At 65.0% G+C, this 26,140-nt stretch carries 19 protein-coding genes; 10 read left to right on the forward strand and 9 right to left on the reverse strand.

Annotation, left to right across the window (positions count from 1 at the left end):
- Window positions 1-36: 36 nt before the first annotated feature.
- A complete protein-coding gene (locus tag IAE37_RS01965; protein WP_201168081.1) occupies window positions 37-930 on the reverse strand; it encodes a LysR substrate-binding domain-containing protein in 894 nt (297 codons plus the stop codon).
- A gap of 281 nt (window positions 931-1,211) precedes the next feature.
- On the opposite strand from IAE37_RS01965, the gene IAE37_RS01970 reads away from it, so the two are divergent.
- The 3 genes from IAE37_RS01970 (at window position 1,212) to IAE37_RS01980 (ending at window position 5,321) form a co-directional block, all read left to right on the forward strand.
- Window positions 1,212-2,561 carry an MFS transporter gene (locus tag IAE37_RS01970; RefSeq protein ID WP_201168083.1) on the forward strand — a complete coding sequence of 450 codons (1,350 nt, stop codon included), beginning with the start codon at window positions 1,212-1,214 and terminating at the stop codon, window positions 2,559-2,561.
- Between the two features lie 21 nt (window positions 2,562-2,582).
- Window positions 2,583-3,845 (forward strand): gallate dioxygenase, encoded by a 1,263-nt coding sequence (locus IAE37_RS01975; RefSeq protein WP_201168086.1) that lies wholly within the window; start codon window positions 2,583-2,585, stop codon window positions 3,843-3,845.
- 228 nt (window positions 3,846-4,073) lie between these two features.
- Window positions 4,074-5,321 carry an OprD family porin gene (locus IAE37_RS01980; RefSeq protein WP_201168088.1) on the forward strand — a complete coding sequence of 416 codons (1,248 nt, stop codon included), beginning with the start codon at window positions 4,074-4,076 and terminating at the stop codon, window positions 5,319-5,321.
- 44 nt (window positions 5,322-5,365) lie between these two features.
- On the opposite strand, the gene IAE37_RS01985 is transcribed toward IAE37_RS01980, so the two are convergent.
- Complete coding sequence (locus IAE37_RS01985; protein WP_201168100.1) at window positions 5,366-6,583, reverse strand: LysR family transcriptional regulator; 1,218 nt, start codon at window positions 6,581-6,583, stop codon at window positions 5,366-5,368.
- Between the two features lie 158 nt (window positions 6,584-6,741).
- Here IAE37_RS01985 and galB point away from each other — a divergent pair, with 158 nt between their 5' ends.
- The 4 genes from galB (at window position 6,742) to IAE37_RS02005 (ending at window position 11,446) form a co-directional block, all read left to right on the forward strand.
- Window positions 6,742-7,476 carry a 4-oxalmesaconate hydratase gene (gene galB / locus IAE37_RS01990; RefSeq protein WP_201168111.1) on the forward strand — a complete coding sequence of 245 codons (735 nt, stop codon included), beginning with the start codon at window positions 6,742-6,744 and terminating at the stop codon, window positions 7,474-7,476.
- Window positions 7,473-8,189 carry a 4-carboxy-4-hydroxy-2-oxoadipate aldolase/oxaloacetate decarboxylase gene (locus tag IAE37_RS01995; protein ID WP_201168113.1) on the forward strand — a complete coding sequence of 239 codons (717 nt, stop codon included), beginning with the start codon at window positions 7,473-7,475 and terminating at the stop codon, window positions 8,187-8,189. Before galB ends, IAE37_RS01995 begins: the two co-directional genes overlap by 4 nt.
- Before the next feature lie 2 nt (window positions 8,190-8,191).
- Complete coding sequence (locus IAE37_RS02000; protein WP_201168115.1) at window positions 8,192-9,274, forward strand: 4-oxalomesaconate tautomerase; 1,083 nt, start codon at window positions 8,192-8,194, stop codon at window positions 9,272-9,274.
- 258 nt (window positions 9,275-9,532) lie between these two features.
- Window positions 9,533-11,446 carry a tyrosine-protein phosphatase gene (locus tag IAE37_RS02005; protein WP_201168117.1) on the forward strand — a complete coding sequence of 638 codons (1,914 nt, stop codon included), beginning with the start codon at window positions 9,533-9,535 and terminating at the stop codon, window positions 11,444-11,446.
- An 18-nt stretch (window positions 11,447-11,464) separates the two neighbouring features.
- Here the strand turns inward: IAE37_RS02005 and IAE37_RS02010 are convergent, their stop codons facing one another.
- The 6 genes from IAE37_RS02010 to IAE37_RS02035 all read right to left on the reverse strand — a co-directional run bounded on the left by IAE37_RS02010 (window position 11,465) and on the right by IAE37_RS02035 (window position 19,578).
- Window positions 11,465-12,442 carry an AraC family transcriptional regulator gene (locus tag IAE37_RS02010; protein WP_442967755.1) on the reverse strand — a complete coding sequence of 326 codons (978 nt, stop codon included), beginning with the start codon at window positions 12,440-12,442 and terminating at the stop codon, window positions 11,465-11,467.
- A 77-nt stretch (window positions 12,443-12,519) separates the two neighbouring features.
- Window positions 12,520-14,241 carry a S8/S53 family peptidase gene (locus IAE37_RS02015; RefSeq protein WP_236409724.1) on the reverse strand — a complete coding sequence of 574 codons (1,722 nt, stop codon included), beginning with the start codon at window positions 14,239-14,241 and terminating at the stop codon, window positions 12,520-12,522.
- Window positions 14,242-14,375: 134 nt separating this feature from the next.
- The gene (locus IAE37_RS02020; RefSeq protein ID WP_201168131.1) at window positions 14,376-16,781 is read right to left on the reverse strand and encodes a glucose/quinate/shikimate family membrane-bound PQQ-dependent dehydrogenase; all 2,406 of its coding nucleotides are present in this window, start codon (window positions 16,779-16,781) and stop codon (window positions 14,376-14,378) included.
- A gap of 57 nt (window positions 16,782-16,838) precedes the next feature.
- Window positions 16,839-18,206 (reverse strand): carbohydrate porin, encoded by a 1,368-nt coding sequence (locus IAE37_RS02025; RefSeq protein WP_201168134.1) that lies wholly within the window; start codon window positions 18,204-18,206, stop codon window positions 16,839-16,841.
- 299 nt (window positions 18,207-18,505) lie between these two features.
- Window positions 18,506-18,775, reverse strand: a complete 270-nt coding sequence (locus IAE37_RS02030; protein ID WP_201168136.1) for a hypothetical protein — start codon at window positions 18,773-18,775, stop codon at window positions 18,506-18,508.
- A 131-nt stretch (window positions 18,776-18,906) separates the two neighbouring features.
- A complete protein-coding gene (locus tag IAE37_RS02035) occupies window positions 18,907-19,578 on the reverse strand; it encodes a TIGR02466 family protein (protein ID WP_236409725.1) in 672 nt (223 codons plus the stop codon).
- A 196-nt stretch (window positions 19,579-19,774) separates the two neighbouring features.
- On the opposite strand from IAE37_RS02035, the gene IAE37_RS02040 reads away from it, so the two are divergent.
- The 3 genes from IAE37_RS02040 (at window position 19,775) to IAE37_RS02050 (ending at window position 23,765) form a co-directional block, all read left to right on the forward strand.
- Window positions 19,775-20,290, forward strand: a complete 516-nt coding sequence (locus IAE37_RS02040) for a sigma-70 family RNA polymerase sigma factor (RefSeq protein WP_201168139.1) — start codon at window positions 19,775-19,777, stop codon at window positions 20,288-20,290.
- Window positions 20,287-21,210 (forward strand): FecR domain-containing protein, encoded by a 924-nt coding sequence (locus IAE37_RS02045; protein ID WP_201168146.1) that lies wholly within the window; start codon window positions 20,287-20,289, stop codon window positions 21,208-21,210. The genes IAE37_RS02040 and IAE37_RS02045 overlap by 4 nt, the downstream gene beginning before the upstream one ends.
- Before the next feature lie 107 nt (window positions 21,211-21,317).
- Window positions 21,318-23,765, forward strand: coding sequence for a TonB-dependent siderophore receptor (locus IAE37_RS02050; protein ID WP_201168149.1), 2,448 nt, complete (start codon window positions 21,318-21,320; stop codon window positions 23,763-23,765).
- A 46-nt stretch (window positions 23,766-23,811) separates the two neighbouring features.
- Here the strand turns inward: IAE37_RS02050 and IAE37_RS02055 are convergent, their stop codons facing one another.
- Window positions 23,812-25,797, reverse strand: a complete 1,986-nt coding sequence (locus IAE37_RS02055; RefSeq protein WP_236409726.1) for a TonB-dependent receptor family protein — start codon at window positions 25,795-25,797, stop codon at window positions 23,812-23,814.
- Window positions 25,798-26,140: the final 343 nt, after the last annotated feature.

A 26,140-nucleotide genomic window follows, 5' to 3' on the forward strand; every position in this document is an offset into this window, starting at 1 on the left:
ACGAGAGAGACAGGCCAACTTGTCCAAGCCAGTAGATTAACTATCGAGAGCCTGTTGCCCCAGCCAGGCCCTCACCAAGCCCAGCAGCGCCGGTTGGCGGGCCTTGCGCGGCCACACCAGATAGAACGCCTTGTCGAGCCGCAACGCCTGACCGAACACTTGCTGCAAGCGCCCGGCCGCGATATCGCCCGCGACGAAAGCCTGGTTGGCCAGGGCGATCCCCTGGCCGTTGATGGCGGCCTCGATGGCCAGCGAAGTCTGGTTGAAACGCATGTGCTTGGCGGTACCCGGCCCATGCTGCGGGAACAGCGCCGCGTTGAATGCGGGCCAGAAGTCGTGGGCATCGTGCAGCATCAGGTAGCCCTGCAACCCCTCGAAAGTGGTCGGCCCAGCCTGCCCCTGGAACAATGCCGGGCTGGCGACGGCGACTATCCGCTGCTCCATCAGCAGTTCGCTCTCTAGACCCGGGCCGAAGGGAGGCCGGCCGTAGCGCACGGCAATGTCCACCGCATCGGTATGAAAGTGCGACAGGCGATCGGTGGCCATTACCCGCAGGTCGATATCGGGGTTGCACTCGGCGAATGCCCCAAGCCGGGGGATAAGCCATTTGGATGCGAAGGTTGGGGTCACGCTGACCGTCAGGTGCGCCGGTTGCGGGCGCAGCAGGCGGGTCGCCTCGTCGATCATCGCCAAGGCGCCGCGGACGCTGCCGCTGTAGCCCAGGCCAGCATCGGTCAGCGCCAGCCCACGCGCCTGGCGCTCGAACAACGGCAGCCCCAGGTTCGCCTCCAGGCCTCGGATCTGCTGGGCGACGGCGGCCTGGGTGACACCCAGTTCCTCGGCCGCCAGGCGGAAGTTGAGGTGGCGGGCAACCACTTCGAAGACACGGAGCGCATTGAGCGAGGGCAGCGCGGCAAAACCTTCTGGCATGGTGGGGGCACGCGGTAGGGAAAAGAAGTCCCGCCGAGGCTAGCCGCTGGCGCCGGCAAAGGAAACCCGGGCCGGCCAAAAACCTACCTGGCATCAAGCCGATAAACAGAATCGATATCCCATTAAAGAATTCCCGCAGGCGCTGCGCCGGGCCCAGGGCTTACAGTCACCCTACGCCGAACTCCGGCGCGGTGATTCCTGCTGGATATCAGGCATTTCGAAGGCATTCGATGGCGTTCCAGCAGCATTCGCACCATTACAAGAACAAAAGGTGACCACGCATGCTCAAGCCTACTGTCGATACTGCCATCGACGTCAAAGACTGGATCGACAACCGTCCCATCTCCGCCTACCAGTGGTTGATCCTGTCGCTGTGTTTCCTGATCGTGCTGTTCGACGGCTTCGACGTCGCGGTCATGGGCTTCATCGCCCCGTCGCTGATGCAGGACTGGGGGCTGTCGCGCGCCGCCTTCGGGCCGGTGATGAGTGCCGGCATGGTCGGCCTGGCCATCGGCGCCCTGACCGCCGGCCCGTACGCCGACCGGCTGGGGCGCAAGAAGGTGCTGCTGATCGCGGTCAGCGGCTTCAGCCTGCTGAGCCTGGCCTGCGCCTTCGCCCGCAGCCCCTATGAACTGGCGGTGCTGCGCCTGCTGACCGGCATCGCCCTGGGCGCCGCCATGCCCAACAGCACCACCCTGCTGGCCGAATACCTGCCCGAGCGCAGCCGTTCGCTGCTGATCACCATCATGTTCACCGGTTTCAACATGGGCTCGGGCCTGGGGGGCTTCCTCGCCGCCTGGCTGATCCCGCAGCACGGTTGGCAGTCGGTGCTGCTGGCTGGCGGCCTGCTGCCGCTGGCCTTGCTGCCCTTGCTGCTGTGGCTGCTGCCCGAGTCGGCGCGCTTCCTCGCCGCCCGCCAGGCTCCCGCCCGGCAGATTGCCGCCGCCCTCGCCAAACTTGGCGGGCGCTTCGCCGAAGGCACCCGCTTCACCGTCAGCGAGCCGACCGTGCAACACAAGGCGCCAGCGCGCCAGCTGTTCAGCGAACGCTACCGCCTCGGCACCCTGGCCCTGTGGCTGACCTACTTCATGGGCCTGCTGGTGATCTACCTGACCATGGGCTGGCTGCCGACGTTGCTGCGTGACGGCGGCCTGTCGATCGAGCGCGCCGCCACCATCACCGGCCTGTTCCAGATCGGCGGCACAGTAGGCGCGATCGTGGTCGGCTGGATCATGGATCGACGCAACCCCAACCGGGTGATCGCCATCGCCTACGCCCTTGGCGGCCTGTGCATCGTCTCGCTGGGCGCCCTGAGCCTGGAGTCCAGCCTGCTGGTACTTGGCGTGACCGTCGCCGGCTTCTGCATGAGCGGCGCACAGACCGGTCTCAACGCCTTCGCCCCGGGCTACTACCCCACGGAATTCCGCGCCACAGGTGTAAGCTGGATGCTCGGCATCGGCCGCTTTGGCGCAATCTTCGGTTCCCTCATCGGTGGTGCCGTGCTCAGCCTCGGGCTGGGCCTGCCGCTGCTGTTCACCCTCCTCGGCCTGCCGGCATTCGCCGCCGCCGTGGCGATCCTGGCCAACGGCCACGCCCGGCGCCGCGCGAACGCGGCAGTGACCGCGCAGTAACCCGTCACAGAGGACATTCGCATGGCTCGCATCATTGGTGGCCTGGCCGTTTCCCACACCCCGACCATCGGCTTCGCAGTCGACAACGACAAACAGCAGGAAGCCGCCTGGGCGCCGATCTTCGAGAGTTTCGAGCCGATCCGCACGTGGCTGCAGGCGCGCCAGCCAGACGTGCTGTTCTACATCTTCAACGACCACGTCACCTCGTTCTTCTTCGACCACTACAGCGCCTTCACCCTGGGCGTCGACGATCTGTACGGCGTGGCCGACGAAGGCGGCAACCCGCGTGAGCTGCCACCGGTAAGCGGACACGCGGCACTGTCGCGACACATCGGCCAGAGCTTGATGGCCGATGAGTTCGACATGAGCTTCTTCCGCGACAAGCCGCTGGACCATGGCTTCTTCTCGCCGATGTCGGCGCTGCTGCCGTGCGACGAGGGCTGGCCCGTGCAGATCGTGCCGCTGCAAGTGGGTGTGCTGCAGCTGCCGATCCCTACCGCGCGGCGCTGCTACAAACTGGGCCAGGCCCTGCGCCGTGCCATCGAGAGCTACCCCGAGGACCTCAAGGTCGCCATCGTCGCCACGGGTGGCGTGTCGCACCAGGTGCATGGCGAGCGTTGCGGCTTCAACAACCCGGAATGGGACGCGCAGTTCATCGAGCTGCTGGTGAACGACCCGCAGCAGCTCACCGAGATGACCCTGGCCGAGTACGCAACGCTCGGCGGTATGGAGGGGGCCGAGGTGATCACCTGGCTGATCATGCGCGGGGCGCTGTCGGGCAATGTCGAGCGCAAGCACCAGAGCTACTACCTGCCGTCGATGACCGGCATCGCCACGTTGCTCCTGGAAAACCAGGACCAACCACTGCCGGCCCCGGTCAACGAGCGCCACCGCCAGCACATGCAGCACCAACTGGCGGGGGCGGAACTGCTCGAAGGCACCTACCCCTACACCCTGGAACGCAGTGCCAAGGGCTATCGCCTGAACAAGTTCCTGCATCGCCTGATCGAGCCGCAGTGGCGCCAGCGCTTCCTCGCCGAACCCGAAGCGCTGTACCGCGAGGCCGGCCTGAGCGAAGAGGAAAGCGACCTGCTGCGCCGCCGCGACTGGCGCGGGCTGATCCACTACGGGGTGATCTTCTTCGTCCTGGAGAAGCTCGGCGCAGTGCTGGGCGTGTCCAACCTGGATATCTACGCCGCCATGCGCGGGCAGAGCATCGACGACTTCATGAAGACCCGAAATCAGCAGGTCCGTTACTCGGTGGCCGGCAAGGCCGCCAACTGATCGTAGCGCAACATCCGGGGCCACACCTGGCCCCGGCGTACCCGCAACACCGAATTCCACGACAACGCCAATAACACGGAATCCGCCCCATGCCTCGATACACCCAGCCTCCCGCCTGACCACCTGGCCGCGCCGAGCCGCGCCGCCCCTCGCTCCCTGTTTCAACCTGCCCAGCGCCGATGCGCCGCTGGCGGGCCGCGCTTTGCCCATCACTGGAGAACAACAACAATGAAATGCCGCACTCTGTACCCGCTCGTGCCCACGGTCGCCCTGGCTGCCGGCCTGCCCCTGGTCGCCTCGGCCGAAGGTTTCGTCGACGATGCCAAGGCCAGCCTGACACTGCGCAACTTCTACATGAACCGCGACTACACCGGCACAGCCAGCCAAGGCAAGGCCGAGGAGTGGACGCAGAGCTTCATCCTCGACTTCCGGTCCGGTTTCACCCCCGGCGTGGTCGGCTTCGGCGTCGACGTGCTGGGCCTGTACAGCGTCAAGCTCGATGGCGGCAAAGGCACCGCCGGCACGCAACTGCTGCCCGTGCATGACGACGGGCGCCCGGCGGACGACTTCGGGCGCACGGCGGTGGCCGGCAAGATGCGCATATCCAAGACCGAACTGAAAGTCGGCGAATGGGCGCCGGCGCTGCCGATCCTGCGTGCCGACGACGGCCGCTCGCTGCCGCAGACCTTCCAGGGCGCCCAGCTCACCTCCAACGAACTGGCCGGCCTGACCCTGTACGGTGGCCAGTTCCGCCAGAACAGCCCGCGCAACGACGCCAGCATGGAGGACATGAGCCTGTTCACTCGCACCGCGTTCACTTCCGACCGCTTCGACTTCGCCGGCGGCGAATACCGCTTCAACCAGGACCGCACCCTCGTCGGCGCCTGGTACGCCCAGCTCGAAGACATCTATCAGCAGCGCTACCTGCAGGTGCAACACCAGCAACCCGTGGGCGACTGGGTGCTGGGCGCCAACCTGGGCTACTTCTGGGGCAAGGAAGACGGCAGTGCCAAGGCCGGCGAACTGGACAACCGCACCGCCTCGGGCCTGTTCTCGGCCAGGATCGGCGGCAACACCTTCTATGTCGGCCTGCAGAAGGTCATGGGCGACGATGAGTGGTTCCGGGTCAACGGCGCCAGCGGAGGCACCCTGGCCAACGATGCCTTCGGCTCCAGCTACGAAAGCGCCCAGGAGCGCTCGTGGCAGCTGCGCCATGACTTCAACTTCGTGGTGCTCGGCATCCCTGGCCTGACCTTGATGAACCGCTACATCCACGGTGACAACGTGCACAACGCCAGCACCGACGATGGCACCGAGTGGGGCCGCGAAAGCGAGCTGGCCTATGTGATCCAGTCCGGCCCGCTGAAGGCCCTGAACGTCAAGTGGCGTAACTCCAGTCAACGTCGCAACTGGGGCAGCACCAACAGTTTCGACGAGAACCGGCTGATCGTCAGCTATCCGCTGAGCTTGCTGTAGGGCTGGGGGCTGCTGCGCAGCCCTATCGCGGCACGAGGCCGCTCCTACACGGAGATCACCTGGCGGATACAGGCCATCAACGCAGCCGCCGCCGGTGACTGCAAGCAGCCGACGCGCTGCATCAGGCCAATGGCGCGCGCCGTGCCCGGCAGCGCCAGCGGCAGGCGTTGCAGCTCACCGCTGGCGATCTCGTGGGCGAGCTGATGGGCGGACACCGCCGCAAGCATGTCCGAGCGCAACAACAGGCCACGGATGATCGCCAGGTCGCCGCTTTCCACCACCGCGCTTGCCATCTTCGTACTGCCCCTGCCTGCCCCAGGGGCAGCCAGCCCGGCCGCCGCGAAACAGGCATCGAGCTGGGCACGGGCCGGCGAGCCCGCCCTGGGCAACACCCAGCGCGCCTCGCGCACCTGCGCCAAGGTCACCTGCCCCGCCAGCAACGGATGGCCGCGCCGCGCCAGAAGCACCATCTCCTCGGTGATCAGCGGCTCGCCGACCAGGTCGCTGGCATAGTCGCTGGGCCGCAGAGCCCCCAGCACGAAGTCCACATCACCGACGCGCAACTCGGTGGCCAGCAGGTCGAACGGGCTTTCGTTGGTGATCACGCGGACCTGCGGGTGCGCCGTGGTGAAACGCACGATGGCCTCGGGCAGGATGCGTGAACGCCCCAACGGCAGCGCACCCACGTGCACGATACCGCGCAGGGTGCCCTGCATGGCGCTGAGGTCGGTGTCGATGTGGCGTAGCTCGTTCAGTGCCCGGCGGATCGGGAAGAGGATTTCCTGGCTCGCCCGGGTCGGTTGCAGGCCCCGGGGCGTGCGTTCGAACAATGGCCGCCCACAACCGCCCTCGAGCACCTTGAGCGCCGCACTGACCGCCGGCTGGCTGAGGCCGAAGTGGCGCGCTACCGTCTGCATGTGCCGGGTTTCGCAAAGCTTGACGAATACCTCCAAGCGGCGTGCCTGGAACAGGTAGATCGGCTCGGCCTGGACGCAGCCCAACAACCGCGGCACCTCATCGAGCTCGGCGAGGACCCGCCTGGCGCGGGGCAGCACGCACTCGCCATAGTCGGTCAGGCGCATGCCGTTGGCGTGGCGCTCGAACAACGGCGCAGCCAAGCGCGCCTCCAACTCGGCGATGGCCCGGGTGACCACCGACTGCGCCCGAAACAGCAATTCAGAGGCCCGCGACACACTACCCACGTCGGCCACCCGAACGAAGGCACGCACCTGCATCAGGTTAGGCAGTTCAAGCTCAGTCATAGGGCCTCCGCGACGCCCGGCGCTTTACTGGCGCGACTATGCCGCCCCACTCCGTCATTGGCAATAAATAAAACGCATACCCGCAACGCTGGAATGCATTAGTCCCGCGCCAGCCCCGATGACATCCTGCCCCTACCCCCCGCAGGAGCCTACGAACAATGAACAACCCACAAAAATCCGCCCTGGTGGTCAGCGCCCATTCCGCCGATTTCGTCTGGCGCGCCGGCGGCGCCATCGCCCTGCACGCAGAGCAGGGTTATGCCGTGCACGTGGTCTGCCTGTCGTTCGGCGAGCGTGGCGAGTCGGCCAAACTGTGGCGCAAGGGCGAGATGACCGAGGCCAAGATCAAGGACGCACGCCGCGAAGAAGCCCTGGCCGCCGCCGAGATCCTCGGTGCCAGCGTGGAGTTCTTCGACATCGGCGACTACCCGATGCGCGCCGACAAGGACACCCTGTTCCGCCTGGCCGACGTGTACCGCCGGGTACAGCCGGAATTCGTTCTCAGCCATTCGCTGAAGGACCCTTACAACTACGACCACCCACTGGCCATGCACCTGGCCCAGGAAGCGCGCATCATCGCCCAGGCCGAAGGCTACAAGCCGGGCGAGCAGATCGTCGGCGCGCCGCCGGTGTATGCCTTCGAGCCACACCAGCCGGAACAGTGCGAATGGCGCCCGGACACCTTCCTCGATATCACCTCGGTGTGGGACAGGAAGTACGCCGCCATCCAGTGCATGGCCGGCCAGGAACACCTGTGGGAGTACTACACCCGGGTCGCCCTGCAGCGGGGCGTGCAGGCCAAGCGCAACGTCGGCATCACCAGCGCACGCAACATCATCTACGCCGAAGGCTTGCAGAGCGTGTTCCCACGCGTCACGGAGAACCTGGCATGAGTGGGCTGATCGGCAAGACCGGTATCGTGGTACGTAACATCCCACGCACCGAACCCCAGGTCATCGATGCCCTGGGGCAGCTCGGCGTGGCTACCGTGCACGAGGCCCAAGGTCGCAAGGGCCTGCTGAACACCGCCGTGCGCCCGATCCAGCAAGGCGTGGCCGTGGCTGGCAGTGCCGTGACCGTGCTGGTGGCACCCGGCGACAACTGGATGTTCCATGTGGCCGTGGAACAATGCCGCCCCGGTGACGTGCTGGTGGTGGCGCCCAGTTCGCCGTGCAGCGACGGCTATTTTGGCGACCTGCTCGCGACCTCGCTCAAGGCCCGCGGCGTGCGTGGCCTGGTCATCGACGCCGGCATCCGCGACAGCCAGACCCTGCGCGACATGGGCTTTGCCGTATGGTCCCGGGCCACCAATGCCCAGGGCACGGTGAAGGAAGTACTGGGCTCGGTGAACCTGCCGCTGCTGTGCGCCGGCCAACTGGTCAATGCCGGGGACATCGTGGTGGCCGACGACGACGGCGTGGTCGTGGTGCGCCATGGCGAAGCCCAGGTGGTGCTCGACGCCGCCACCCAGCGCGCCGAACTGGAAGAACGCAAGCGCCTGCGCCTGGCCGCCGGCGAGCTGGGCCTGGACATCTACGAGATGCGTCCGCGCCTGGCGGCCAAGGGCTTGCGCTACGTCGACCACCTCAGCGACCTGGACGACTGACCATGGGCCAGACCCGCATACCTTGCCTGCTGATGCGCGGGGGTACCTCCAAGGGTGCCTACTTCCTGCATGACGACCTGCCCGAATCCGGCCCGCTGCGCGATCGCGTGCTGCTGGCGGTGATGGGCTCGCCGGACGCCCGGCAGATCGACGGCATCGGCGGCGCCGACTCGCTGACCAGCAAGGTGGCGATCATTCGCGCCTCGCAACGCGACGACGCCGACGTCGACTACCTGTTCGCCCAGGTGCTGGTGGACGAAGCACGGGTCGACTATGGGCAGAACTGCGGCAACATCCTCGCAGGCGTCGGGCCGTTCGCCCTGGAGCGCGGCCTGGTGACGGCCAGCGGCTCGAGCACGCCGGTGCGGATCTACATGCAGAACACCGGGCAGATCGCCGTGGCCCAGGTGCCGACCGCCGACGGCCAGGTGGAATATGCCGGCGCAACGCGTATCGACGGTGTGCCGGGCCAGGCGGCTGCGCTGCTGGTGACCTTCGCCGACGTCGCCGGCTCCAGTTGCGGTGCACTGCTGCCCACCGGCAACAGCCGTGATCGAGTCGACGGCATCGAGGTCACTTGCATCGACAACGGCATGCCGGTGGTGCTGTTGCGCGCCGAGGACCTGGGTATCAGCGGCCATGAGCCCTGTGCGGTGCTGGACGCCGACAACGCGCTCAAGGCGCGACTGGAATCGATCCGCCTGCAACTGGGCCCGCGCATGAACCTGGGCGACGTCAGCCAGCGCAACGTGCCGAAGATGTGCCTGCTGTCGGCGCCGCGCAACGGCGGTGCGATCAACACCCGCTCGTTCATCCCGCACCGCTGCCACGCTTCGATTGGTGTATTCGGTGCAGTGAGCGTCGCCACCGCCTGCCTGGTCCAGGGTTCGATCGCCCAGGCGCTGGCGTGCACCGCCACGGGCGATGCCCAGCGGTTGTCGGTGGAGCATCCCAGTGGTGAATTCACGGTGGAAATCGCAATGCGCGATGGCGCCATCCACGGTTGCGGGCTGGTGCGCACCGCCCGGTTACTGTTCGATGGCCAGGTGTGCATTCCTGGCGACCTCTGGTCAGGCCCCCGGTAGGAGCGGCCTTGCGCCGCGATGGGCTGCGTAGCAGCCCCAGATCGTCAGGGCGCCATAGAACCCTGGGGCTGCTACGCAGCCCATCGCGGCGCGAGGCCGCTCCTACAGGGGTGGGCGATGTTCTGAAAATCGGGACAAAAAACGCAGCCTCGGGACAAAACCCGCACACTTCGCCATACGGCCCGAAACCGTAACATTCAGTTTCATCTCGCCCACCGACAGTAGCACGCTCAATCCAACCACAATGAGATCTGATCCGTGCTGCAACGTGTGCTCTGCTCCCTGTCCCTGCTCACCCTCGCCATCTCCGCCGCCCATGCCGCCGACGCGCTCGACACCCCACGTCTGGCCGGCATGGACAACTTCCGCGATATCGCCGGCACTACCGAGGCCTATTCCACCCGCCATGACGGCGTGATGCGTGCCGGGGTGTTCTACCGCGCCAATGCCCTGACCCCGACCGCCTCGGACCTCACCGTGCTCAACAGCCTGGGCATCAGCGACGTCTACGACCTGCGTACCGCCAGCGAGATCGCCACCACCCCGGACACCCTGCCGGACGGCGCCACCTACACCAACATCGATATCCTCGGCAGCACCAGCTCCGGCGCCAACGTGACCGGTATCTCGGTCACCACCGCAGCCCAGGCGCGGGCGATGATGGAGGATGCCAACCGCAGCTTCGTCAGCGATGCCGGCGTGCGCAGTCAGTTCACCACGCTGTTCAACGACCTCGCCGCTGCCGACGGCGCGGCGCTGTTCCACTGCACCGCTGGCAAGGACCGCACCGGCTGGACCGCCGCCGTGCTGCTGAGCATCGCTGGGGTGGACGATGCGACCATCATGGAGAACTACCTGGCGACCAACGAATACACCGCCGACCGCGTGGCCGCCACCCTGGCCGCGATGCCCGCGAGCATGGCCGAGATCTACGCGCCGCTGCTGGGCGTCGAGGCCAGCTACCTGCAGGCCGGCCTCGATGAGGTGACGGCCGAGTACGGCAGCATGGACAACTACCTCAAGCAGGGCCTGGGGCTGACCCAGGAAACCCTCTACGTGCTGCGCGGCAAGATGGTGCGCTACGCCACCCTGCCCGGCCAGGCCGGTTTCCTGGGCAATGCCGCTGCGGGTGCCCGCTTGCTCGAGCAATTGCAGGACACCTCGCTGTCGGGCAACTACACCGCCTACAACTACTACCTGCAATCGGCCATCGATGCCGGCACCTTGGGCGGCGTCGAGTCCAGGGTCGGCGGCCAGGTGCATGCCGATGCCGCCAGCTACCTGCTGCGCCAGGACGCGATGATCGACCGCGCCGCCGCACCGTTCACCGACGGCATCGACCTCAAGGCCGGCCAGTCGCGCCTGTGGAGCACCGCCCTGGCCGGCTACCTGGGCACCGATGGCTCATCCCAGGTATCGAGCAGCAACGAACACAGCCAGGGGTTGATGATCGGCCTCACCCAGCGCTTGAGCGAACAGCTCAGTGCCTACGCCGGCTTCGGCTACAGCAACGGCAACGTCGGCGGCGCGGGCGGCGAGGCGGACACCGACCTGACCTTCCTCGCCCTGGGCGCGCGCTTCGCCCCCGGCAGCCTGGAGCAGGGGCTGTTCATCGACGCCAAGGCCAGCGGTGGCTGGCTCGACTACAGCAGCAAGCGCGACATCGGCGGCGGCCTGGGCACCGCCAAGGGCGACAGCCACGGCACTCTGGTCGGCGGCAGCCTGGCCCTGGGCTACCGACTGCCCGCCGGCAGCGTGGTGCTGGAGCCAAGCCTGGGCGTGCGGGTAAGCCACGTCGACCTGTCGGGCTTCGACGAAAAAGGCAGCGAACTGGCGCTGCAGGTCGACGATCTGAAAGCCACCCGCCGCGCCGCCATGGCCAACCTCAAGGCGTCGTTCGCGCCGTACGCGCTAGGTGCCTGGCAACTGGTACCCGGTGTCGAGGTGGGCTACGAGCACGTCCTGGGCGATCACCAGGTCGACAGCCAAGCCCATCTGCTCGGCCTGGATATCGAGCAACGCGCCGCGTTCGACAACCGCGACCAGTTCAACGCTGGGGTCAACCTGATGGCCAACCTGGGTGCGTTGAGCGTCGGCGCCGAGGTCGCGGCCCTGGGCGGGGGCGACAGCCACGGCGTGAGCGGCAGCCTCAAGGCCAGCTACGCGTTCTGATGCAACGGGGCGGGCGGCCTACTTCAGGCCGCCTCGCCGCACATCCGCCGGGCTGACGCCATAGGCCTGCTGGAAATACTGGGCGAAGCGCCCGGCGTTGCTGAAACCAAGGCCCTGCGCAACCTGCGCCACCGAACTGCCCTCCCCGCGCTGCAGCACCTGGTGCGCCAGTTCCAGGCGCACCTGCCGCTGATAGGCGACGATCGACATACCCGCGAAACGCTTGAAGCCCTCCTGCAAAGCGCGCAGGCTGACATTGGCCAGCAAGGCCAGCTCGCTGCCACTGACCAGGCTGGCAGGGTGTTCGCGGATGTAGGCCATGGCGAGTTTCACGTGGCGAGGCGCCAGTGCCGGCTGCGGGCGGTGCAACGCCTCGCTGTAGTTGTGCGGCCAGGTTTCCAGTACCGCATCGACCAGCATTTCCTGGAGCCTCGCGGGCATCAACAGGCCACTGTTGATCAGTTGGTCGAACTCGATGCCCGTGGCCATTTCGAGCAAGGCACGAATCCCCTGGAATGCCGACTTGCCGAGGTCCACCACCGGCTCGAACCGAATGGGCGCGGCCAGCGGCCGCTCGAGCAAGGTCGACAGGCGTTCCACGAACAAGCCCCGACGGATCGACATGCCGCATTGGGCATGTCCATCGGCAATGCGCACCGAGCGAATATCCAGCTTGTCCACCGCCAGCCCGACCTGGTGGCCGCCCACAGCCTCGCCACGCTGATCGAACACGATATGGCCGGCGCTGGGTAGCACGAAGGTGATCTCGTCCTGGGGTGTGGGCAAGACGATGGTGAAGTCGCCGCGGTATTGCATGCGCCGCACGCTCATGCCCTCGAAGCGCCCATACACGCCGCCGATGGAGATACCGTCGCCCAGAGGCGGCAGGTCGGCATAGAGGTTGCCGAACATTTGTGTGAACAGCGCGCCGAAGTCATCGCTGCGCATGTCGTTGGACCGAATAATGAACTGCTTGCGGGTCGTACCGGGCTGCACCGTGTCGCTCGCCTGTGCCACTGGAAGGGATCCGCACGCTAGCAGCTGCCCCATGACAGGTATGTGACAACGGCGTATCAGCGCTTGCCAGGTTCGCCGCCGAGAATGACCAGGCGCATAGCCTCGAGCATGTCCAGCCGGGACGACAGGCCGATTGCCGGGTCGTCGCTGCGCTCACGCTCGTCAGCGCGCAATGGGGCGGTCAGGCCCGCCTGCGCAGGCAACGCGCTGCGGCGCAGTAAAGCCTTGATCTGTGCGGGTTGCAGATCGGGGTTGATGGACACCATCGCGGCAGCCACAGCGGTAACCAGCGCCGCTGAATAAGAGGTACCGCAGCCACCACCCGATCCTGCCCGCGGTGCGGTGGTCTGCGGCGGTCGTGGGCAGGCCGCAGCGGTGATATCGACTCGCGGGCCGAGGTTGGAGTTGCCACGTCGCACCACGAACCGCGCATCCTCCACGCCGACGTCGCGGCCACTGCGCTGATGCGCCCCCACCACCAGCAGTTGCTCCGATGACAGCGAGGCCGGCAGGTGATCGTCGGTGCTGGACGCGCTGTTGCCGGCGGAATTGACCACCAGCACCTCGGGGTGCTCGCGCTTCAACCAGGCAAAGAACCGCACCAGCAATCGCCGGTAACCCTCGAAGGCCAGGTCGGAGCGGACATTGGCCGTTATCGGCTGCCCCTTCAGGTCAAGCCTGCCCATGCGGTGCACGCCCCAGCTCCAGTTGAGCACGCGCACCTGGTCCTGGACCAGATTCACCGAGGCCGCTACACGGCCCACTACTCCGGTTTCGCCGCCGATGTCGACGATCACCCGAAAGCCCCGGCCCATCGGCCCGATCCGGCTCAACAACCCCCTGTTGCCGCCTTCGGCTATCCGGGCAGACAGTATCCCGGTCACGATGGAGCCGTGGGCATTTTTCGGGCGGCTGTGACGTGCCTGCAGGCTGACCCCGGCATGCCCGCAAGGCGCGACCAGTTCGGTGAAATCCGGCGAATCGAAGTTCACGCCCTTTTCGATCACGCCGACGCTCACCGGCCCTGGTCGCCGGTGCTCCCAGGCAGCATACCGGCGGTACAGGTCCACCCCCTGGTCGAAGCGATTGGCCGCCCAACCGTCATCGTCTGGCGGCTCAATGGCCTTGTACGGCTTCTGGCCGTCGTTGCGGTTGTCATCTTCCACCAGCACGGCCTCCACCGCCTGGTCTTGCTCCAACGCCTGCACCATCGCGTTACGCTCAAGTAGCGTGGAGCTGCTCAGGCGCACCTGGTACAGATTGAGCGGTGGGATGGCGCCGACTATCTGCAACCCGTGAGCCTTGGCGATACGCTGCGCCTGGGACTGCCCCTGGACATCTTCGTGGAGCAGTAACCCAAGCAGATCCACCGAGGTGACCAGATGGTCGGCGATTGGCACTTGTCGTTCGGAGTTGGCCGACAGCACGTAGCTCTGCCGCGTGCTCAGCCAGACCGGGTTGCTGATGCGCATGCCATCGCGCAACCACAACGAACCGCTGTCGAGCGGACGCTCCGGCAACTGCAGGTGCAGCGTCCGACCCTCGCGCGTGACGCGGCTGGCCGGTATCTCGCGACCGCCGAGCAGCACCTGCGGGATGGCGTCGGACAGGCCGCGTGCCTGCACGCACCAGGCCCTTGGCTGGCCTGGGGCCCAAGGCCCGCAGGGTGCCAGTTTCTCGATACGGATTGCTGCGGCTGCTTCGCCGGCGTCGCTCATCAGGATCACCACCAACGCCAGCAGGCGCGCCGCCTGCTTGCCCTTACCTGCCATGTCCATGTGGCCCCAGGCTACGTTTACCCGCACCCTAAAGCGCCTCGGTAAACCTGCCTACTGGCAGAAATGTCAGGTCAGGGCCAAAAGCCAGGCAAAAAAATGCCGCTCGAAAGCGGCATTTTTCTACAGCGCTAGCGTCAGTCGGCGAGCTTGTAGGCGATCACGTAGTCGCCCTGCTTGGTGCCCAGCGAGCCATGACCACCGGCCATGACCAGCACGTATTGCTTGCCGTCCTTGCCCTGGTAGGTCATCGGCGTGGTCTGCGCGCCGGCCGGCAGGCGGCCTTCCCACAGCACCTTGCCGTCGCGCACGTCATAGGCGCGCAGGTACTGGTCCAGGGTGCCCGACAGGAACGCCAGGCCGCTGGCGGTCATGAAGCTGCCGCCCAGGCTCGGTACGCCCATCGGCAGGGCCAGCGGCAGTGGCGAGTTGTCGCGCACGGTGCCGTTCTTGTGCTGCCAGATGACCTTGTGGGTGGTCAGGTCGACCGCAGCTACATAGCCCCAGGCCGGCGCCTGGCAAGGCAGGCCGATCGGCGACAGGAACGGCGACATGATCACACCGTACGGCGCGCCCTTGTTAGGCTGCACGCCCTCGGTCTCGGACTTGCGAGCCGGGCCGCCAGCCACGTCTGCGCTCGGCACCAGGGTGGAGACGAAGGCCATGTAGTCCGGGTTGGCGAACAGCACCTGGCGTACCGGGTCGACCGAAATGCCGCCCCAGTCGAACACGCCGAAGTTACCCGGGAACACCAGCGAGCCCTGCAGCGACGGCGGCGTGAACATGCCCTCGTAGCGCAGCGACTTGAACTGGATGCGGCAGAGCATCTGGTCGAACGGGCTCACGCCCCACATGTCGCTTTCTTTCAGGGTGGTCGGCGAGAAGTTCAGGTCCGAGAAGGCCTGGGTCGGCGCGGTGTGGTCGCCTTCCACGGCGCCCTGCGGCACCGGACGTTCCTCGATCGGCACGATAGGTTGGCCGTTGCTACGGTCCAGCACGTAGATGCTGCCCTGCTTGGTCGAAGCCAGCAGCGCCGGCTTGACGCCGTCGGCGGTCTTCAGGTCCATCAGGGTCGGCTGGCCGCCGACGTCCATGTCCCACAGATCGTGGTGGGTGAACTGGTAGGTCCAGCGCACCTTGCCGGTAGCCAGGTCCAGCGCGGTCACGCCAGCGCTGTATTTTTCCGACTCAGGGGTACGGTTGCCGCCCCATTGGTCAGGCATCTGGTTGCCCATGGGCAGGTAGACCATGCCCAGTTTTTCGTCGACCGAAGCCACCGACCACATGTTCGGCGAGTTGCGGGTGTAGAACTCGTCGGCAGCGATCGGCTCGGTAGCGTCCGGCTTGCCCGGATCCCAGTTCCACACCAGGTGGCCGTCGTGCACGTCATAGGCACGCACCACGCCCGATGGCTCGTCGGTGGAGACGTTGTCGGTCACGTGGCCGCCGATGATCACCAGGTCCTTGGTCACTGCAGGTGGCGAGGTGGAGTAGTAACCACCAGCGGCGAAGGTACCGATGTTGGTGGTGAGGTCGATCTGGCCCTTGTTGCCGAAGCCTTCGCAGACCTTGCCGGTGTCGGCATCGAGCGCGATCAGGCGGGTGTCGGCGGTCGGCAGGAACAGACGGCGCGGGCAGGCATTGGCGCTGGCGTCGCTACTCGGGCTCTGCTCGGCAGACGCCTCGGCGTAGGCTGCATCGTCGTGGTAGGCCACGCCACGGCAGGTCATGTGCGCCCAACCCTTGAAGTTGGCGGCGTTCTGCGTCGACAGTTTCGGGTCGTAGCGCCAGATTTCCTTGCCGCTGTCCGGGTCCAGGGCAATCACCTGGCTGTGCGGGGTGCACACATAGAGCATGCCATTGACCTTCAGCGGGGTGTTTTCCGCGGTGGTCTCGCCCGGATCGTTCTCGGTCGGGATGTCACCGGTGCGGAAGGTCCAGGCCGGTACCAGCTTGTGCACGTTCTCGGGGGTGATTTGCTTGAGCGGCGAGTACTTGTCGCCAAACGCGGTACGCCCGTAATGCTGCCAGTCGCCATCGGGCTGGGCCGGAGCGTTGTGGGTCACGTCGGTGCTGTCGCGGTCGAGGGTACCGTTGATTTCGCGATGTTCGACGAACTGGCTGGCCAGGGCCGCCAGGCCCGCCAGCACGACCGCCACGCCCAGCGCGCCAGTGGCCTTGCCCGCCGCTTCGCTGCCCGGCAGCGGACGACGGAACCACGGCAGCAGCATCACGATGCCGAGCACGAACCACAGCGCCAGGCGTGGCACCAGGCGCCACCAGTCCAGGCCCACTTCGGCCAGCGACCAGACGGTGCTGGCGAACAGCACCAGGGCATACAGCCACAACGCGGCGGGCTTGCCGGCCAGCAGCAGGACACCGGTCAGGGCGATGCCCACGCCGGCGATGAGGTAATACAGCGAGCCACCGACGGTAGCGAGCTTGATGCCGCCTGCCACCAGGGCCAGGCCCATCAGTAGCAGGACGATACCGAGCAGGCTCGGTAGCAGTCGGCTACGGTTCGAAGCACCCTGAGTGCTCATAGAAGAAACTCCATTTAGAGTGGGTCAAAAAACCGACCGGGGCCGGCGCGCTTCACGTCAGAAAGACGCTTGGATCTTCAGGCCACCGACCCAGGCGTCGTCCACTTGGGACACGCCACCGGGGTGACGGATGTACTGCAGGTTCGGGCGAACGGTCAGCCAGTTGGTGACATGCACTCCGTAGTTCAACTCGGCGTTGTACTCCGTGTCCTGCACCGGCAAGTAGGCAGGGTCGTCATAATCGTAGACGCCGCTGGCCAGGTTGGTCGCTTTGGCATTCTTGCGGTAGGCAGGGTTCACGTGGATCAGCGACACGGCGAAACCCATGTCGTCCAGCGGCCGAGCATCGAACAGGCCCTTGTAGATGGCACCGGCGGACACGTAGTGATCGACCAGGTTGGTCTTCTTGTCGTGCACGGTGGCCATGGTGAACAGGCTCAGGCCGCGCGAGGTATCAGCGCCCACCTGGGTGACCTGCTGCTTCACGCCGAACCACAGGCCATGCTTGCTCGACGCGCTGCGGTAGTCGTTGCCGGAGACGGCAGCGGGCTGGCCGTGGCTGTCCTTGAGGACGTCCTTGGCATCGGCGGTGCTGTAGTAGTAGCCGGCGCGGTACTCGCCCGGCAGGCCATTGAGGCGCGGCTGCCAGACCAGCTCGACCGGCAGTACCGCACCTTCGGTGCCGCTGCCACTGAGCTTGAAGCCATTGCCCGACTCGGTATTGGAAGGGTTTTGCTCGTAGGCGCCAATCTGCGCGTAGAGCTCCGGGGTGATCGCGTACTTGACTCGTGCGGCCCACTGGCTCACCGGCCAGTTGTACCAGATGCCACCCCAGTTACCGACCTGCGAGCCGCAGAACGACAGGTTCTGGAAGTCGCAGTCGTAGGTGTTGAAGTCCTCGCCTTCGCCGAACCGGCCGACCTTGATGTCCAGTCGCTGGTCGAGGAATTTCTGCTGGTAGAACATCTGCGTCAGACGCCAGTGCGAGCCGCGGCCCCAGACTTCCTGGGAGGAACTCAGCGTACCGACCCGTGGGTCGCCCACGCGGTCGTTGGAGATGTTGTCGCCGTTGCGATCGGTGACCGTCAGCTGGAAGGCCGCATCGTGCCAGCCCAGCAGCTTCTGCAGGTCGAACTTGGCGCCGAAGGCGAACTGATCGCTGTAACGGGTGGCGCGGCTGTTGTCGTAGCCGCCGCCCAGGTTGGCCCCGACTTCACCGACATAGCTGGCGTTGAACTCGATGCCTTGTTGCTCAAGGTCGTCACGCGTGCCGCCCCAATTGCCGAACATGTGGGGCGATTGACTATCGAAGGCATCCGTTGCCGAGGCTGGGCTGACCACTGCCAAGCCACTGAGCAGCGCGAAGGTGATCGTGCAGGCCTGCAACCCGGAGGGGCCGAGGTAGCGCTGTCTTGGATCATGCATGCAAGTATTAACGCTCGTTTTTTGTAAGGAAATGGATGAGAAAAAGGAGGCTGTCGTTTGAAGGGACAGCAGATGTTACTAGGTATTTCTAGCTCATTCGCAAGTGTAATGCATCGCCCAATGAAATTTCTTGAAGACTTTGCACGGAATTATTGTGGAATTTGTACGATTGCCGGGAAGGCAGGATAGGGGGTGGGCTGAGGTGAAAGTTGCCGGAAGTCAGTGAATCAGCAGATGAAACACCCAGGAAGAGCCGAAGGGCCAGTGCTGCTCGAGCGTGCACTGGCCCTTTCGAGCTATCAGTTGCTCTTGCCAGCGGTCCTCAGCTTTTGCAGCGCCTGGAGTGTATAGCTGAGGCACTTCTTGGCATCGCCGTCGTGCTTGGCGTCTTCGGCATCGATCCGCAAGGACTTGACCTCCCCCAACAGCGGCTGAGGCACCACGGCGATCGAAGCCCGGAGATCTCGCAACTTTTGCAAGTTCAGATCGCATTGGCTCATATCATCATCCGCAGCCATCGCCGAGCAGGCGATAACACTCGTGAACAGAAAAGCCGTTAGTTTTCTCACAGGGACCGTCCTCTCTTCGGGTAGGAATTAAGCTATTGATCGCGAAAAAATATAGCTCAATCCCTACTAAAGCCCATCTGCGAGCCGGTGATGGATTTTTTTATCGGTTGGCGTGAGGGCCAGGCAGAGCGTCAGACACCGAAGTTGAACGCGATCGAAATACGCGGCCGTGTTCCGTTGTAGCGCCGGACCGAATGCATCAACCACGACGGAAACATGATGAACGTCCCGGTCGCTGGGGCGACGGTCGTGCTGTAGCCGGCCGTCAGACAGCCCTCGATGCGCATCCTGAGGTCTGGGTTGTAGACCGAAGGCACCATGCCGCGCGGGTCTGGAAACTCCAGGTCGCCGCCGACCGCTGGGTCCGCCTGACGCCCCCCGTCGTCCACCCAATACACACCAGACCAGTAGGCACCCGGGTGCCCGTGCAGGTCGTTGTAGTCGCCCGGCAGGTTCACATTCACCCAGGCGTTGTGTTTCCACTCGAAGGTCGGCTCGATCAAGCCATGCTCCGCGCTGTGGACGGCGGTCAGCTGGTTCGCCAGGGACTCGGCGAACGCCAGCAATGCCTGCGCGGCCTCGCCACCCCAGGTGGTGAAGTCGGAGGTGGACTGCCAGCCGCCCTGGTTGCTGTGCGCCGTGCCCGGGTCCACGTCCATCCGCTGCGCGATGACCTCTCGCAACTGCGCATTCAAGGGCTCCGCATGAGGGTGGACGATGCTGGCGACGGGCGTCACGAAAAAATTGTGGATCTGGATGGCATCGGGATTCAAATCGAGCTTCTGCGGCATCGGTACACTCATCAGATCGCTCCAGGCACTGAGCGGGTGAAGTCGGTGACGTGCAACCCTGGCAGGCTGCAGCGGACTTCGAGGGTAACGGCCAAATGTGCAGAAACCATGGAGAAGTCAGGATACCCAAGCAACTTCCCAGTCATGGCCAATCTCTCTACAATCGCGACTGTTTCGTATTTGCATCATTCGCCGGCAGGGAGAGGGAATGTCCACCACGGCCCCCGACGCACCAACCCATGAGCATCTGCATGCCCTTTACCGCGACCACAATGGCTGGTTGCGCGGTTGGTTGCGCCACCGCCTGAACAACTCCGCCGATGCCGCAGACCTGGCCCAGGACACCTTCGTACGTGTGTTGGTGGCCCGCACCGCCAGCGGCCTGAAGGAACCGCGGCACTATCTGGCGACCATCGCTCGCGGCCTGGTCATCGACCTTTACCGCCGTCGCAGCCTGGAACAGGCCTATCTCGAAGCGTTGCGGCTGCGCCCCGAACTGCATGCGCCCTCGGCAGAGACCCGTGCGCTGATCCTCGACAGCCTGCTGGCCATCGATCGCCTGCTCGACGGCTTGGGCACGCGCACGCGGCAGATCTTCCTGGCGGTACAACTGGACGGGCTGCCCTACGAAAAAGCCGCCGAACGTTGCGGGGTGTCGGTGAGCACGGTGCGCAAGCACCTCGCCCGCGGCCTGATGCACTGCCTGCTGCTGGACGAAGCATGAAGCAGGCCCTGACCCAGGCAGTGGACTGGTATGTGCGCCTGAACGAAAGCTCGGTCAGCGCCACCACCCGCCAGCAATGGCAGGCCTGGCTGGCCGCCGACCCGCAGCATGCGCAAGCCTGGACGCGACTCGAACGCTTGCAGCAGCGTCTGGCACAGGCGCCTGCAAGCGTGGGCGCGAGTACACTCGAACAGGCCCGGCAACAGCGCCGGGCGGCAGTTAAGATGCTGGCGCTGCTGCTCGGCGTGGGTGCGGTCGGCTGGCAGGGCTACCAGCTTTCACCGTGGCAGGCCGACTACACCACTCGGGTCGGCCAGCGCCGCCAGCTGACCCTGGCCGACGGCAGCCGCCTGGTGCTGGACACCGATACCCAGGTGGATGTGCGCTTCGATGGCCAGCAGCGGCTTATCGTCCTGCGCCGGGGTGAAATCCTGGTAGAGACCGCCAAGGATGCACGCCCGCTCAGCGTGCAGTCGGCGGAAGGGCGAATCCTCGCCCTCGGCACCCGCTTCACGGTGCGGCAGTTCCAGGGCAGCACACGGGTCACGGTCGAAGCCCACGCCGTCGAGGTCCGGCCACGGCTGGCGCACGCCCAGGTACTGCGCGCCGAAGCCGGGCAGACCCTGACCTTCGCCGCCGACCATATCGGCCCACTGCTGCCAGCAGCCGCGCAAAGTTCGGCCTGGGTGCACGGCATGCTGGTGGTGATCGACTGGCGCCTGGACGAAGTGCTCGCCGAGCTTTCCCGTTATCGCCACGGTTACCTCGGCTGCACGGCCGAGGTGGCCGGCCTGCGGCTGTCCGGCACCTTCCTGCTGGACGACAGCGAGGCGGTGCTGGCCAACCTCGAGGACTCGCTGCCGCTGCAGATACGCCGCCTGACCCGTTACTGGGTGCGACTCGAGGGGCGTACGGCCTGAACCGAAAACTTTTTTACGCAAGGGGTAACAGATTTTCATTCCTGTTTCGGCTCTAGCTGCACCTGCGCAAAAGACGCAGCCCTGCCAACCCCAACAGGAAGCTTTTCATGTTCGCACGCCCTTCCCGCCTCGCCGGCGCCATCCACCGCGCAACCCTGACCTTGAGCCTGGCTGGTTCGCTGCTGGTGCTGCCCGCGGCCTGGGCCCAGCCCCAGCGCTATGACATCCCGGCCGGCAGCCTGGCCCAGGCCCTCAGCCAGTTCGCCGCCGCCAGTGGGGTGATGATCACCTTCAGCGCCGAAGATACCGCGGGCCTCAGCTCGCCAGGCCTGCGGGGCGATTTCGAGCTGGATCAGGGGTTCGCCCGTTTGCTTCAGGGCAGCGGCCTGCGGCTGGTGCAGGCCGGGGACAAACGCTACGTGCTGGCCAAGGCCGAGAGCGGCGGCGCGCTGGAGCTGGGCGCCACCAGCATCAATGCTGCAGGCCTGGGGGCCAACACCGATGGCACCGGCTCTTACACCACGGGCCTGAGCAGCACCGCCACCAAGCTGCCGTTGACCCTGCGCGAAACGCCCCAGTCGATCAGCGTGGTCACCCGCCAGCGCATGGACGACCAGGGCCTCAACGACATCACCGACGTGCTCCGGCAAACCCCTGGCCTGTCGGTGCAAAGCCTGGGCAGCGAGCGTTTCAACGTCTATTCGCGCGGCTATTCGGTGGACAACTACCAGTTCGACGGCATCCCCACCACGCTGGACATCGTCAGCCAAGTGTCGGCACAGAGCCTCGCCGACATGGCCATCTACGACCGCGTCGAAGTGCTGCGCGGAGCCACCGGCCTGATGACCGGCGCTGGCGATCCCTCGGCCACCATCAACATGGTGCGCAAGCGCCCAACTGCCGAGTTCAAGGGGCATGTCAGCGCCGGCCTGGGCTCCTGGGACAAGTACCGTACCGAGCTCGACCTGTCTGGCCCACTGACGCCCACTGGCAACGTACGCGGGCGCATGGTCGCGGCCTACCAGCAGAACAACAGCTATGTCGAGCACTACTCCCAGGAAAAGCAGATCTTCTACGGCATCCTCGAAGCCGACCTGGGCGACAGCACCCTGCTGACCGTCGGCGCCGACTACCAGAAGAACGACCCCAAGGGCTCGTCCTCGGTCGCCTTCCCCCTGTTCTACAGCAACGGCAAGCAGACCGGTTTCTCCCGTTCCACCAACAGTGCCGCGCGCTGGAGCAGCAACCCCCAGGATGCGCTCAATACCTTCGCCAGCATCGAACAGCAGTTGGGCCATGACTGGAGCCTGAAGGTGGCTGCCAACCAGATGTACATCAAGCGTGACGGCTACAAACTAGCCACCGCCAGCTGGGGCTTCCCCGATATCACCAGCGGCGACGGCGTGCGCCTGTACGGCGGCGCCGGCAGCACCTGGCAGAAACAGACCGGCCTGGACGTGCAGCTGCAGGGGCCATTCACGCTGGGTGGGCGCCAGCACGAGCTGATCGTCGGCTACAACTTCTCGCGCTACGAAAACCGCCATTCGCCTCTGCGCGGCACGGCGATCGAAGGTACCTATGTCAATTTCTACGACTGGGACAACTACACCACCAAGCCGGACACCAGCAACGGCAAGCTGTACGACGGCGACACCACCATCTATCAGAGCGGCGGCTACATCGCCACGCGTCTGCGCCCGACCGACGATCTGTCGCTGATCCTCGGTGCGCGGGTCAGCAACTACAAGTACGACTACGACCTTGAATACGTGCTGACTCCGCGCAGCAATCGCAACACCCAGTACCGCGAGAGCGGCGTGGTCACGCCGTATGCCGGGGTGGTCTACGATATCGACGACATCCATTCGGTGTATGTCAGCTACACCAGCATCTACAAGCCGCAAAGCGTGCGCGATGCCAGCGGCGCCACGCTCGACCCAAGGGAAGGCGACAACTACGAGGTGGGCCTGAAGAGCGAATTCTTCGGCGGGCGCCTGAACACCAGCGTGGCCGCCTACGTGATCGAGCAGGACAACCTCGCCGTGGTCGACCCAGGCCAGGTGGTTCCGGGCACCACCACCAGCGCCTACAAGGCCGTCAGCGGCGCCACCACCCGTGGTTTCGAGGTGGAAGCCAACGGCGAACTGGCGCCAGGCTGGAACCTGGCCGCCAGCTACAACCACAGCATTACCGAAGACGCCGACGACGAACGCATCAACAGCGAAGCGCCGGCCAACATGCTCAAGCTGTGGACCACCTACCGCCTGCCAGGCGATTTCGACCGCCTGACCCTCGGCGGCGGCGCCAACTGGCAAAGCGGCACCCACATCACCGTCACGCCCAGTACGGCGTTGGGCACGGTCAAGGCCAAGCAGTCGCAGTTCACCGTGGTCAACCTGATGGCCCGCTACCAACTGACCGACCAACTGTCGACCACACTCAACGTCAACAACCTGTTCGACAAGAAGTACATCAGTGCGCTGGATACCACGTTCTACAGCGGCTACTACGGTGAGCCGCGCAATGTGATGCTGAGTACCCGATACGATTTCTGAACCGACTCGCAGGAGGGCCCGCATTTCGCGCGCGCCCATGCCTGGTTCAAAAACGAAATGCCACTCCGGTGGTGATGTTGAACGGATCGCCGGGATAGAAGTTGGCCGAGTCCTGCCCCTTGGCGTCATACGCTGTGTTGGCGGCGGTGGCATAGCGCTCGTTGGTCAGGTTGCGGGCGTCGATGAACACCTCCCACTTCTGGCTGGGCGCCTGGTAACCCAGCTTCAACCCCCAAAGCGTATAGGATGGCGCGCTCCAGGTGTTGGCGAAGTCCACGTAGTAGCTGGAGGCTGCCCGTGCATTGAGCTGCGCGTAGAACCCACGGGCCTGCCGGTACTCCAGTTCAGCCTGGTACACCTCGCGCGGCAGGCTCGGCAGTTCGTTGTCGCCGAAGGTCGCGTCGTGGCGGTAGTGGAAGTCGTTGTAGGTGTAGGCCTGACGCAGGTTCACGCTATCGCCGTTAGGGCTCTCCCAAAGCAATGCATTGAGCCCCGCCTCGATGCCCTGGTGAATCGTCGGGCTGCCGTTGGAGGTGGCGACCAGTTGATCCTGGGTTGCCGTTGCCTGGCGTACTACCACCGACAACAGCTCTTTTTGCACCCACGAGCGATACACCGTAAGACTGCCGTCGAAGATACCGTGGCCGCCGCGGATACCGAACTCGACGGTGTTGGCTTTTTGCGGCCGCACATCACGAATGTACGGGGTACCGGTACTGCCGAGCTGCCAGGTCACCGGTGGATCGACGGAGCGGCTGACGTTGCCGAACAGCTCGAACTCCGGCGTCAGCTTGTATCGCAGGCCTATACGCGGTGCGATGTCATGCTCCTCATATTTCACCCCGCTGGGGAAGTCCGTGGTGTTGGTGCCCGTGGTGTACTGGATTTCTGCCTTGCGCTTGATATCGATGAACGACAGACCGCTCGACAGCCACAAGTCATCGGTCAGTTGCAGCTCATTACCAAGGGAGAAGACGGTATCGCGGGAGCCGGTGTAGTCGGTCTCCTGCTGCTTGAGCCCTGTGCTGCGGGCGTGCGACTTTACATCGGCGAGGTAGGCGCGGGTGTTGCTGAACGTCACCGTGCTGTCGCTGGGCAGGCCGAGGAAGGTATCACCGGTGCGCAGGTAGCGCAGGGTCAGGTTGATATCCTTGGAGCGCCAATCCTGGGGCGTTGCCGAGTAACGCCAGCCGTTGTACAGCGGGTAGTCGTTGTAGCCCAGCCCGACTTCCAGCTTGGCGTTGTCGTCGAAGGTATAGGTAGTCTTGCTGCCCAACAGCGTCGAGCCGTCCTTCTTGCGCCCGAACGGCACATTGTTGCTCCTGGGGTCATGCTTGAGCTGGTACTTGGTCAGGGTATTGCCCTGGGTCAGGGTCTCTTCGCGGTAACGCAGGAAGAAGCGTGTCTCCAGCTTCGGGCTGAATACATAGCCGAAGTTGGCCACGATCCCCTGCCCTTTGTTGGGCGTGTCGTGCTGATAGCCGTCGCGCTCGTTGTGTTGCACGCTGACGAAATAATCCGCGTTGCCCACGACCCCACCGGTGCTCAGCACCTGCTTGCGGTAACCGAAGCTGCCCCCTTCGAAACGCGCGTAATTGCCCGGATCGGTCCGCCCGGTCTTGCTCACGAAGTTGATCGCGCCGCCCAGCGACAGCGCAGCGTAATTGAACGCGTTGGCGCCGTAGAGCACTTCGGTGTGATTGACTGCGGCCATGTCCAGCATGTCTTCCTGGGTCCCTCCAGGGCCGGTCAACGGAAGGCCGTCGAAGAGAAACTTAACGCCCAGCACATAGCCTTGATAGAAAGAGTTGAGCCCGGAACCGCGGATCGAAATCTTGTTCGCTCCCGAACCGCTGGTAGCCTGGGCGAACACTCCCGGCTGCAGCGCCAATACGTCCTCGGCATTGGATGCCCGGCCTTTTTCCACTTCACGATTGTCGATGACCGCCGTCTTGCCGGGCACCTTGGCCAGTTGCTTTTCGGCTTTCTGCGCTTCAGTGGCCTGCGCCCCGGTCACGGTGACTGTCGCCAACCTGGCGTCTTGCGACGTGTCCTGTTCAGCCGCCAACGCAGCGCCGTGTACGGCGATCAACAACAACCCAAGGCTGGAGGCGCTGAACCGTGGGTCCCCGCGCCGAACACGTTTAACTAATTGCTGAAACTCCAATTTACCTACTCCCAGATCAATAAATGCTTTAACCGCTAATTTTGAAACTTCTAGTCCTGGGAGACTTAGCAGGGTTCATGCCAGATAAAAACTGTCTATTCATGGGCTATCAGCCGGATAACAGCCCTGACACACAGAAACTTTGCTGCCGTCCTGCACGAGATGCAACACCAACTGAACAGCCCGGCGCAGAGGCCTCGAACAGTTA

The organism is Pseudomonas sp. S31, from assembly GCF_016648105.1.
Lineage (GTDB): Bacteria > Pseudomonadota > Gammaproteobacteria > Pseudomonadales > Pseudomonadaceae > Aquipseudomonas.